The sequence below is a fragment of the Bradyrhizobium sp. Ash2021 genome, from assembly GCF_031202265.1.
Lineage (GTDB): Bacteria > Pseudomonadota > Alphaproteobacteria > Rhizobiales > Xanthobacteraceae > Bradyrhizobium.
Genome location: NZ_CP100604.1, coordinates 3,846,775 through 3,858,208 on the forward strand (window position 1 = coordinate 3,846,775; position 11,434 = coordinate 3,858,208).

Annotated in this window: 11 protein-coding genes; 7 read left to right on the plus strand and 4 right to left on the minus strand. The window is 61.3% G+C overall.

Features of this window, described 5'->3' with window-relative positions; translation table 11 throughout:
* The first annotated feature begins 657 nt into the window (after positions 1–657).
* From NL528_RS18200 to NL528_RS18230, 7 genes are all read left to right on the plus strand, one after another.
* Positions 658–1,593 (plus strand): 3-hydroxyacyl-CoA dehydrogenase, encoded by a 936-nt coding sequence (locus NL528_RS18200; RefSeq protein ID WP_309184069.1) that lies wholly within the window; start codon positions 658–660, stop codon positions 1,591–1,593.
* A 1-nt stretch (position 1,594) separates the two neighbouring features.
* Positions 1,595–2,572: a 3-hydroxyacyl-CoA dehydrogenase NAD-binding domain-containing protein gene (locus NL528_RS18205; RefSeq protein ID WP_309184070.1), complete on the plus strand. Its 978-nt coding sequence runs from the start codon at positions 1,595–1,597 to the stop codon at positions 2,570–2,572.
* A gap of 79 nt (positions 2,573–2,651) precedes the next feature.
* Positions 2,652–3,872 carry an acyl-CoA dehydrogenase family protein gene (locus NL528_RS18210; protein ID WP_309184071.1) on the plus strand — a complete coding sequence of 407 codons (1,221 nt, stop codon included), beginning with the start codon at positions 2,652–2,654 and terminating at the stop codon, positions 3,870–3,872.
* A 53-nt stretch (positions 3,873–3,925) separates the two neighbouring features.
* Positions 3,926–4,747: an enoyl-CoA hydratase-related protein gene (locus NL528_RS18215; RefSeq protein ID WP_309184072.1), complete on the plus strand. Its 822-nt coding sequence runs from the start codon at positions 3,926–3,928 to the stop codon at positions 4,745–4,747.
* 37 nt (positions 4,748–4,784) lie between these two features.
* On the plus strand, positions 4,785–6,011 hold the full coding sequence (locus NL528_RS18220) for a CoA transferase (RefSeq protein ID WP_309184073.1): 1,227 nt from the start codon (positions 4,785–4,787) through the stop codon (positions 6,009–6,011).
* An 83-nt stretch (positions 6,012–6,094) separates the two neighbouring features.
* Entirely contained in the window at positions 6,095–6,892 is a 798-nt protein-coding gene (locus tag NL528_RS18225) for an enoyl-CoA hydratase (protein WP_309184074.1), read from the plus strand.
* A 12-nt stretch (positions 6,893–6,904) separates the two neighbouring features.
* Complete coding sequence (locus NL528_RS18230) at positions 6,905–7,519, plus strand: NAD(P)H-dependent oxidoreductase (RefSeq protein WP_309184075.1); 615 nt, start codon at positions 6,905–6,907, stop codon at positions 7,517–7,519.
* Positions 7,520–7,703: 184 nt separating this feature from the next.
* On the opposite strand, the gene NL528_RS18235 is transcribed toward NL528_RS18230, so the two are convergent.
* From NL528_RS18235 to NL528_RS18250, 4 genes are all read right to left on the minus strand, one after another.
* Positions 7,704–8,153, minus strand: a complete 450-nt coding sequence (locus NL528_RS18235) for a hypothetical protein (protein WP_309184076.1) — start codon at positions 8,151–8,153, stop codon at positions 7,704–7,706.
* Between the two features lie 52 nt (positions 8,154–8,205).
* Positions 8,206–9,534 carry an NAD(P)/FAD-dependent oxidoreductase gene (locus tag NL528_RS18240; RefSeq protein WP_309184077.1) on the minus strand — a complete coding sequence of 443 codons (1,329 nt, stop codon included), beginning with the start codon at positions 9,532–9,534 and terminating at the stop codon, positions 8,206–8,208.
* A gap of 106 nt (positions 9,535–9,640) precedes the next feature.
* Positions 9,641–10,942: a threonine/serine exporter family protein gene (locus tag NL528_RS18245; RefSeq protein ID WP_309184078.1), complete on the minus strand. Its 1,302-nt coding sequence runs from the start codon at positions 10,940–10,942 to the stop codon at positions 9,641–9,643.
* A complete protein-coding gene (locus NL528_RS18250; RefSeq protein WP_309184079.1) occupies positions 10,909–11,268 on the minus strand; it encodes a hypothetical protein in 360 nt (119 codons plus the stop codon). The genes NL528_RS18245 and NL528_RS18250 overlap by 34 nt, the downstream gene beginning before the upstream one ends.
* Positions 11,269–11,434 lie beyond the last annotated feature (166 nt).

An 11,434-nucleotide genomic window follows, 5' to 3' on the forward strand; every position in this document is an offset into this window, starting at 1 on the left:
CGAAGTCGAAGTGGGAGCTGCGCGCGCAGCCCGGTACAGCGATGGAGTACTGGAGCGGTCAAGCGCCTCAAGCGCGAAGCGCGCCTTAGCGGTCCGCTGGCATTGGTGCTTGCCGGAAGCGGTCGTGGTCAAGAATCGCTGACGGTATCCAATCCTCCCTCCATTGCGCTGAGATCAGCGCATCTCACAGGCTGGGCAGGGTCCCTAACTAGAACTGCCGCATGGGGCATGTTGTGCGGCGTTGTCCTGATGCCTCGTGCGCCACGGCACGCGAACGTCGATCAGTGGCAACCTGACTGTCGCCCCTGGTTTGGAGGCGGAAGGTAGCGCCAGGGCGAATTTCGCGCGCATGGCCATCGCCGGCAAATAAGCGTTATGGAAGACGCTGCGGGAGCGGGTTGAGCGGGGCTCGCGCGGTCCGCATGTCCGCAGTCGCAAAACCCTCTGTGAACCGGTCATGGACCGGTGTCAAAAAATATCCTTCGCGTTCGAAATTTGCAAGTGCGCGGCAAGGGATGAGCCGCGCCGTACGACAGCGCTAAAAAAGCACAACCGTTCCAGCGACGATCGTCCCATTCAATATCGTGGCAAGTCTTCGCGGCACAGTCGCGGTCAAGCGTTGACCAATTTCGCGTCAGATCGCCATACGGGTGCCACATGTCTGAAGCCGTCAAGAAGAACAATCTAAGCGCTGGCGCCAGAGCCATCGCCGTTGCCCCTCGTCTCTTTGTTCTTGAGCTGAACGCCGGCCGCATTCACTCCATGAATACGGACGGTTCCGACCGTAAGACTATCGTGTCGGATTGCCATTTGCCCGACGGCATCGTCGTCGATGTCGATGCCGGCCATATCTACTGGACCAACATGGGCATTCCAAACCTGAATGACGGGTCCATCGAGCGCGCCGACATCGACGGCAAGAACCGCAGGACAATCGTCGCACAGGGAGAGACCCACACTCCGAAACAGATCATACTCGATAAGAAAGGCGGCAAGCTCTACTGGTGCGACCGCGAGGGTATGCGCGTCATGCGCTGCGATCTCGACGGCTCGCAGCTGGAGACGCTCATTGAAGCCGGCCGCGGCGAAGTCGATCGCCGGGATCAGACGCGATGGTGCGTTGGGCTGACGATCGACCCGAAATCCGGACATATCTACTGGACGCAAAAAGGCCCAGACAATGCCGGGCTCGGTCGCATCTTCCGCGCCAATGTCGAAATTCCCGCCGGCCAAACTGCAGCGACCAGGTCCGACATCGAGATCTTCTTCGACGGTCTGCCGGAACCGATCGATATCGAGCTCGACCACAAGAACCGTGTTCTCTACTGGACCGACCGCGGCGACCCTCCGCGCGGCAACACAGTGAACCGGGCCTCGATCGACAACAAGCCTGTCGAGCCGGAGATCGTGGTGACCCATCTCATGGAGGGGATCGGTATCGCGCTCGACATTCCAAACGACCGCATGTTCGTGACCGATTTCGCCGGCTCAATTTACTCAGCACAGCTCGATGGATCCAGTGAACGAAATTTCCTCTACGCACAGGGCAACCTCACCGGCATCGCATACGCCGAAATCCCGAAGGAGAAGTGACATGTCGCAAAACAAGGCTATTCGCCGAGTTGCCATTATTGGCACGGGCGTCATCGGCGCAAGCTGGGCCGCGCTCTTCCTTGCCAACGGTCTTGACGTGGTGGCGACCGACGTTGCACCAGGCGCGGAAGCGGCACTGAAGCGCTTTGTTGCGGCGGCCTGGCCCGCACTGCAACGGCGTGGCCTCGCATCCGGTGCCTCCCAGAACAGGCTATCATTCACCGCCGCCCTTACGGACGCTCTCAAGGATGCCGATCTGGTCCAGGAAAATGGGCCCGAGAAAATCGATTTCAAGAAGACGCTCTATCGCCAACTGGACGAGCTGTTGCATCCCAGCGTCATCATCGCCTCGAGCTCGTCGGGCTTGACCATGAGCGAGATCCAGTCGGCGTGCGAGATGCATCCCGAGCGCTGCGTGATAGGCCACCCGTTCAATCCACCCCACTTGATCCCGCTGGTCGAGATCGTCGGCGGGGCAAAGACCTCGGAAGCGACAATCCAGCGCGCAGCGGAATTTTACACGTCGATCGGGCAGCGGACGGTGCGCGTCAACAAGGAGATGCCGGGCCACGTCGCTAACCGCTTGCAGGCCGCATTGGCGCGCGAGGTCTACTACCTTGTCGCCGAGGGTGTGGTGAGCGCCGCCGACGTCGACACCGCCCTGTGCTGGGGCCCTGGCTTGCGCTGGGGTGTTATGGGCAACATGATGCTCAACCATCTCGGCGGTGGTCCGGGCGGCATCGAGCACTTCTTCCAGCAGTTCGCCGGCCCGATGACGGCCTGGTGGAAGACCCTCGGCTCGCCGGTGCTAACTCCGGAAGTGCAAAAGAAGCTCATCGACAGCGTCCATGCCGAGGCCGGATCGCGTTCGATCGACGAACTCGCGGCGGAACGTGACGAAGTCCTGCTCGGCCTGATTGAGCTACGCAACAAGGTTGCCAAGTCGAGCAAAGCGAAATTGACGGCGACAGTCGCCTGAGATCACGCGCCACCGGCGAGATCGATCATACGTCCTTCAACTTTTTCCGGCTTTCAAGCCACAGCATCAGGAGTCTCAAATGCCCACCGCAACCGCAGCAAGCAAAACCAGCGCGCCGAAGCCGCTATCGCCGCCAAATAGCGACTTCTATGAGGTCTACGAGACCTTGAGCGCCAACGAACTCGCGACGGTGAAACGGGTGCGCGCGTTCATGGAAGCCAAGGTCGCGCCTGTCATCACAGATTATTGGGTGAAGGACGCTTTTCCCTTCGAATTGCTGCCGGCGATCAAGGAGCTGGGCATCGGTGGGCTTGCAATGCACGGCTACGGCTGCGCAGGCGGGAGCCTGGCGCTGTTGGGCTTTGTTCAGATGGAGGTCGCACGCGTCGACCCGTCGGTCGCGACTTTCATGGGCGTGCATGGCGGCCTGGCGATGGGCTCCATCTACATCGACGGATCGGAAGAGCAGAAGCAGAAATGGCTGCCGCAGATGGCGCGCTTCGATAAGATCGGCTGTTTCGGCCTGACCGAGCCGCTGGTGGGCTCAGGTGCGAGCGGCGGCCTGCTGACCACGGCGAAGCGCGAGGGCGACACCTGGATCCTCAATGGCGAGAAGCGTTGGATCGGCAATGCTCCGTGGTGCGATGTTTCAATCATCTGGGCGCGCGATATCGCCGACAACCAGGTAAAGGGCTTCATCGTCGAGAACAAGACCACGCCCGGCTTCAGCGTCGAGAAGATCGAGAACAAGATTGCGCTTAAGGTGGTCCAGAACGGCCACATCACGCTGAAGGATGTTCGAGTGCCGGAAACGAACCGCCTCCAGAGCGGCAATTCATTCCGCGACACCGCGAAGGTGCTGAAGATGACGCGCTACGCCGTGGCGTGGATGGCGACTGGATGCGCGATGGGCGCCTACGAGGCGGCGCTGAAGTATAGCCAGGAGCGCTTGCAGTTTGGCAGGCCGATCGCGTCGTTCCAGCTGGTCCAAGACCTTCTCGCCAAAATGATCGCCAACATCACGGCTTCGCAGTGCCTGATCGTGCGCCAGGCGCAGCTGCATGCAGAAGGTAAGCTGACGGACGCCCATGCGGCCCTTGCCAAGGCGTTCGCCACCGCCAAATGCCGCGAGACGGTTGCCTGGGCCCGTGAGTTGATCGGCGGCAACGGAATCGTTGCCGACTACAAGGCGGCACGCTTCTTCGCGGATTGTGAAGCGCTCTACTCCTACGAAGGCACGTATCAGATGCAGAATCTGATCGTCGGCAAGGCTGTCACCGGCCTTGGCGCCTTCGTGTGACATCTCAGCGGCCGGCGCTCCGACGCCGGCTGCCCCCATCCAGGAGGTAGACTATGGCTGTAACAGCACCCAACCCTCTGCCCAGGGCGGCATTGGCGCTTGCGAACGTCCAGTACGAGAAAAAGGCTTCGATCGCCTACGTGACGGTCAATCGGCCCAAGGTACTCAACGCGCTCAACACGCCGACCTGGACCGATTTGCGGGCCGCATTCGAGGATGCAAAGGCCGACGCGTCTGTGCACGGCGTGATCCTCACCGGCGCAGGCGACAAGGCCTTCATTGCCGGCGCCGACATCAGCGAACTCGCGCATGTCGACGCCTACGATGCGGAGGAGTCCAGCAGGTTCGGGCAGGGTGTGCTGGACCTCATCGAAAATCTCGGCAAGCCGGTGATCGCGGCGGTTAATGGCTTTGCGCTCGGCGGCGGCTGCGAGACGGCGATGGCTTGCACGATCAGGATCGCAGCGGAACATGCCAGATTTGGGCAGCCCGAAGTCAAGCTGGGCCTGCTGCCGGGCGGTGGCGGAACGCAGCGTTTGCCGCGCCTGGTGGGAAAGGGTCGTGCGTTGCAGCTGATCCTCACGGGCGAAACGATTTCCGCGCAGGAGGCCTATCGCATAGGCCTTGTCAACGAAGTCGTCTCCGCAGCCAGCCTGATCGACCGTGCCGAGACGATTCTGAAGCAGATCGCGGCCAACGCACCGATCGCTGTGAAGTTCTCGCTGGAGGCCGCGAACAAGGGGATGGACACCAGCCAGGCCGAGGGGTTTGCACTCGAAGCGTCCTATTTCGGCATTTGCGCCGCAACCGAAGACAAGAAGGAAGGCACCTCCGCCTTCCTCGAGAAACGAGCGCCGCAGTTTCGCGGTCGGTGAAGTAGCCGCCGCACACAGCGATTTGGAAAGGACAGCCATGACAAGCAACAACATTTTCTCTGGACTGAAAGTGGTAGATTTGGCGAGCTTCATCGCCGGCCCCAGCGCCGCGGTGATCTTGTCCGATTTCGGCGCTGACGTCATCAAAGTGGAGCCGCCGAGCGGCGAGCTATGGCGACATGCGCACCAGATGCCACCGCAGCCGGTCGCTGAGGATGCTTATCCCTGGCACCTCGCCAATCGCAACAAGCGGGGCATCGCGCTTGATCTGAAGTCTCCGAGCGCCCATCAGGTTCTCGAAAAGCTCGTCAAATGGGCCGACGTTCTTATCGTCAACACGCCGCACCCGGCGCGCGCGCGACTGAAGCTCGAATATGAAGATGTGGTGCAGTGGAACCCGCGTTTGATCTACGCGGACCTCACGGGTTTCGGCGACAAGGGGCCGGATGCGGATCTCCCTGGCTTTGACATCACGTCGTACTGGGCACGCAGTGGATTACTGTCGATGACGCGCGATGCCGGTGCGCCGCCGACCTGGCCGGTAGCGGGTAGCGGTGACAATGCCACCGCCGTCGGGCTTTATTCGGCGATCGTCACCGCGCTCTATCGTCGCGAGCGCACGGGGGAGGGGGCGCATGTCACGACCTCACTTCTCGCCGAAGGCGTGTGGTCCGCAAGCGTCTCGATCCAGGCCGCACTGTGCGAGGCGAAATTTTTCGGACTGCACGATCGCAAGCATCCCGTGAACGCGGCTATGAACGTCTATCGCGCCAAGGATGACACCTGGTTCGTTCTCATCATCACGCCCGATAAGGTGGAGGCCGTGGTGAAGGCGATCGGCCGGCCCGATCTCCTGACTGATCCGCGATTCTCCGACCCGGCGAAGCTGATGGTGAACATGACGGAGCTCACGGCGATCCTCGACGTGACCTTCTGTGCCGAGCCGATGGCGCATTGGTATAACGTGTTCAATGGCGTTCACGTGACGTTCGGAGCGGTGCGTGGGCCACAAGAGGTGATCAGCGATCCCCAGCTCCGGGCGAATGACATCATCGTTCCGCTCGAAGGTGCCGGCGGCAAGCTGACGTCCACGATCAGCAGCCCGCTTCAGGTGCATGGCGTCGCCAAGGTGTCCGCGAAGCGCGCCCCAAAGATTGGAGAACACAACGACGAGGTTCTCCGGCAACTCGGATTCAGCGCGACCGAAATCGACGGTTTGCGTACGAGCGGCGCCATTCCGAAACCAAAGGAACATGCGGCCTAGCACACGACACTGTCGGGGCGGCGTGAGCCGCCCTGAACTTCGATTTGTCGTGCAATTCACCAAACGAACCCGGGAGTTCGACCATGGATGATATCGTTACCGAACAGGCAGGAAGTATCCTGCGCGTCCAGTTCAACCGCCCGACCAAGCGGAATGCGATGACGTCGGCCATGTACTTGGCTCTCGCCGGCATTTTCAACAAGGCGGCGAATGACGAGAACACGCGTGTCGTGCTTTGGCATGCCGCGGGAGATTCGTTCTGCGCGGGCAACGATATCGAGGACTTTCTGAAGAATCCTCCGGGCCCGGGCGAATCGCCACAGGCGAGCCTCATGCACGCATTCGTCAACTTCGACAAGCCCGTGGTCGTAGCGGTCCAGGGCGCGGCGATCGGCGGCGGCACCACCATGCTGACGCACTGCGACTTCATCTACGCGGGCGAGACCGCGAAATTCCAGATGCCCTTCATCAATCTCGCGATCGTGCCGGAATTCGGATCGAGCTGCTCGGTGCCGGCGCGGATCGGTCATCTCCGCGCCGCGGAGCTGATCCTGCTGGGCGCTCCGTTTGATGCTAGGCGGGCCGCGGAGTTGGGGCTGGTTACGGAGGTGGTATCCGACAAGGACGTCCTGGCGAAAGCGACCGAGACGGCCGGGAAGCTGGCAGCGAAGCCGGCGGCAGCGCTGCATGCCAGCAAGAGGCTCATGAAGCAGTCATCACGTGAGCAGATCAAGGCGACGATGAAGGCCGAGAACGAAGAGTTCAGCGTGCAAGTCCGCTCTGAAGACGCAAAGGAGGCGTTCTCGGCGTTCCTGGAAAAGCGCAAGCCTGACTTCACGAGGAGCATTAAGTCTCCAGCGGCCGCATACGCGCGAACATAAGGGATGAAGACCATGGATAAGCCGATGAATGTGTGTGTGTTGGTTGGAAGCCTGCGGAAGGGGTCGGTCAACAGGATGCTGGCGAATGCACTGATCTCGCTCGCGCCATCTTCGATCAAGCTCGACGTCGTCGAGATCGGACAATTGCCCTTTTTCAATCAGGATCTGGAGACCGACGCGTCGCCCGCGCAATGGACCGCGTTCCGCCAGCGCGTCAAGGCTGCCGACGCGGTGTTGTTCGTCACGCCGGAATATAACCGTTCAGTGCCGGCCGTTCTCAAGAATGCACTGGATGTCGGTTCCAGGCCGTATGGCAGCAGCATCTGGGACCGCAAGCCTGGTGCGATCGTCAGCGGCTCGCCGAGCGCGATAGGGGCCTTCGGCGCCAATCATCATTTGAGGCAGTCGCTCGTATTTCTGAACGTGCCGACCATGCAGCAGCCGGAAGCCTATATTGGCCACGCCGACAAGCTCTTCGATGAGCATGGCAAGCTCGTCAACGACGGCACCCGCAAATTCCTGCAGGACTTCATGCAGGCGTTCGCGAACTGGGTCGAGACGATCCGATCTCAGGGCAGCGCACCTGATTCCATGCGGCAAGCGCGGGTGGCCGCGGCATCCAGCTAGCGAAGATTTGCGACTGCGATGAAGATAGGGCGTGTTGCGTTCGTCGTTGCCGGCGCAGCGAACCGCGCTGGCAATTAAGCTATTGAATTATCTGCCATATTTCAATCGGGATGGGCGCGATCGGCTGCAGGAGGGCTCCTGGGGCGGCAACACCGTGACGGCAGATTGGGTCGCGTGCTGAAGCTCAAAATTGTATTGGCCGCATTTGCTCGAATTCGTCGCGGCAGACCTCGCTGAAGCCTCGCAACAGATCGATCGTGCCGTCGATGGCCATTTCGCGGAGTTCGACAAAGCTCTTGTCCGGCTCCAGATAGGCATCCAGAACTTTTCGGACAACATCGTCGGCGCGCTGGACCACCTTCTTCGAGGAAACCGCCCGCATCGAACTCAGCTTCGCATAGAGGCTGACCAGACCGGGAATGTCGGCTTTATCGTGCTGGAGCGCATCGATGTAGCATTTGGCGGCGTCTTCGATAAAATCCCTGTAAAGGGTCTGCCGGCGGCTCTTCTCGTGCAGAGCCCACTCGACGCGGACCTGGCTTCGGTGGTTCAGCCACGCTGCCATTCCGCTGGTCAAGCCGCCGACGGCTGCTCCAGTGAGGGCAGCGAGTGCGGAGATGATGGATACGTCCACGGGTGCGGTTCCCAATCAACTGCCAGGCAGTGATGACTACGGGGCCTTATGACTATGACGCGGACGACCGCGGCCCTTCGGAAATCAGCCGTGAGCTCCGTTGCCCCGACAGATAAGACCAGAACCATTGCGTTTGAACGCGGAACCGGTTCTGAAGCTGCGGGAGCGTGAGCACGTGCAGCGCGGCCCATATCAACCAGGTCACAAAGCCGCTGGTTCGCAAATGACCGGCCTCGAGGATGGCAAAATTCTTGCCGACCACCGCCATGTTGCCCTTGTTGCGGTATCGAAACGGCCGACCGTCCTTGCGTCCCCTGACACGGTTGGCGATGACGCGTCCGACGAATCGTCCCTGCTGAATGGCTGCCTGCGCCACGCCGGGGACGGGGTGACCATCCTGGGTCATCGTGGCCGCGTCGCCCGCCACGAACACGTTGGGGGCATCGGGAATGTCCATGAAGGCACCAACGAAAGCGCGCCCGGCGCGGTCTGTCTGTGTTCCCAGCATTTTCACCACCGGCGAGGCGCTGACGCCGGCTGTCCATAGGACGGTGGCGCTGGGAATCCGGACGCCGGCTGCGATCACGCCCTGCTCATCAACCTTCTCGACCTTTACGCCGGTCGAAACCTCGACGCCGAGCTTGGTTAATCGCTTGGCTGCCTTTCCCGACAGTGACTCAGCAAAGGTCGGAAGAATACGCGCGCCGCCGTCCAGTAACAAAACCCGGCTCTTGGCAGGATCGATCCTGCGAAAATTGTTACGCAAGGTCACCGAGACCAGTTGAGCGATCGAGGCCGCAAGCTCGACGCCGGTCGGGCCACCGCCCACCAATACAAAGGTCATCTGGCGAGCACGTTCTTTCGGGTCATCGGTCGACTCAGCCAGTTCGAACGCACTCAGGATCTTGGTTCGGATCGTCTCGGCGTCGTTGAGGCTCTTGAGGCCCGGCGCGAACCGCGCAAACTCGTCATGGCCGAAATAACTCGGACGCATTCCGGTGGCGATGACCAGGAAGTCGTATTCGAGTTTCTGGCTGCCAACGCCTGGGCTCGTGATCTCGATGGTACGAGCGCCGAGATTGACGCCCTTAACCTCGGCCAGCAATACGCTGAGGTTGTTCTGTTTTGCCTCGAGCTGACGGATCGGTGCCGCGATCTCGGCGGGTGACAGAACAGCGGTGGCGACCTGGTACAGCAGCGGCTGAAAGATATGGTGATTACGCCGGTCGATCAGCGTGATCTCGACATCGGCGCGTTTTAGTGCCCGCGCTGCCGCGATACCGGCAAAGCCACCGCCGACGATCAAGACGCGTTTCTTGCCTGGATCCGCCTTCACAGTCGGCTTTTCCTGCGGGAACGATTTGGTCAGAACTGTAGTCATGGATGCACCGACGCTCTCCGGGACCAGTCACCCGATTGGCATTGGTACTGCGGCGCTTCGGGCCATTCTTGGACCGCGCTGCCGTGCGTTGAACGATCGTGCCGCATCATGCGGCTGGCGTTGCGCGTTCGAGCAGCATGCGAGGCAGGATCAGCCCGAAGGTCATGGCCATGATAATCAAAAACGCGGTGGCGCCACTGGTGACGATGCTTGTCGGCAAAGCCGCCGGCGCGGCCGGCCCGATCGAGACCAGTTCGACGAGGCCCGTTGCCGCGTTGAACAGGAAAAAGCCCGGCATCAACGAGACGACGGCGGAGAAGGCCACGGCCGCGAACGGCAGACGCAGGCGATCGACGACCGGAGTTGCGAGGATGCTGACGAGTGTGCAGGCGACGAGCGCGCCGGTCGCGGCATTTGTCCCCACGACGGAGATTAGCGCCCAGCGTGCGGCATGCGCGAGCATGCCGACCGCGATCGGGAACGCCAACAGGCGCCACGGCATTGAGAAGAAAGTGCCAAAGGAGGCGACGGCGCATCCTGCCGCAATCACGTCGATGACCAAGGGCACGGGTGGAGATGGTCCGGCTATCGCAAGGTTTGCGCCGACCGCCGTGAAGCCGAAGGGGCCACCGGCGCAGATCAGGAGCACGATGACGCCGGCATAAGCAAGGCGCGCGATTCCCAGCGCGATGCGCGTGCGAGCGAGGTCGATGGCACCGTTGAGGATATGCGGACCGGGAACCAGCACCATGCAGGGACAGAAACTGACCATCGTTGCTGCATCCGATAGCAGCAAACGGCCGGCAGCGGCAGCCACGACACCCGCGATAAACGCGGCGCAAAGCGGCTGGATCAGTGGATTATTGCTGAAGCCGGACAGCCAGCGGCGGACGAGCGCACCGATGGCGGCGCTGGTCGCGATCAGCAGCAGGCTCGTCGCATCGAGCGTACCGAAAATGACGCCGAGCGAAGCCGCGCCAATGGCTGCGAACAAAGTGAAGCGTGGCGTGGAAGCTGGCGGCAGCCGGCCAGCCGACTCAAGCGCGGATTGCGCAGCCTCGGCCGACAACGTGCCGTGGCAGACCTGATCGATCACCGTCGTAACGGCCAGTACCCTGCCCATGTCAACGCCGAGCGGCTTGGCGGGTACGATTTGTGAGATGGGCGCGCCGTTGAGTGCGACGGTGAGTTCGCCCCAGTAAGGCAGCACCTTAACCGTCACGCCGAGAGCGCGCCCAAGCTGCTCAGCAGCGGTAACCGTCCGTTCTGTGGTCTGCCCATGAGCAAACAGGAGGGTGGCGGCCAGCGCGGTCGTCTTTAATGCCGCCTCGCGCGTCAGCGGCTCGGGACACGGTGCTTCGGTTTCCACACCTGTCAATTGCGTTGCGCGGTCCAATAGCCAGAGCATCGCGTTCCTGCCGCGCTGCCGCTCCATCTTCCGCGACCCGAGGTTCCGGAAAGCCTGCCCGTGCCGGAAGCGAATTTGTCGTGAACCGTTACCGATGCACGAACGGAACCGGATTTAGCGACATATCCCCTGAATTTTACCAGATTGGGGTGGGTCACAACGCCGTCGGAAATATTGACGGTGAAGTTATAGGCGGGATCGCATGAGCCACTTTGCGTGACGAAGTTAAGGTCCCAGGAGCCATCATAGGCGGAACGCGCGTGCGCCAAAGTTGCCGGAGTAACAAGGCAGGCGGCTGCAATTATCCAGAGCGAAAGCGTCTTCATCGATAGTTCTCCGTCAGGTGAAGCGGCCGATTCCAGGTAACGCAACAGACCTCGTCGATCAGAATTGGGAAGCGGCGCGTTGCGCATACTCGAACAAGGGCATGCTTTAGGAAGAGCCGGCGCAGCGCGCTTGTTGAAACGTGCTCGAACCATCCCGAATCGTGCG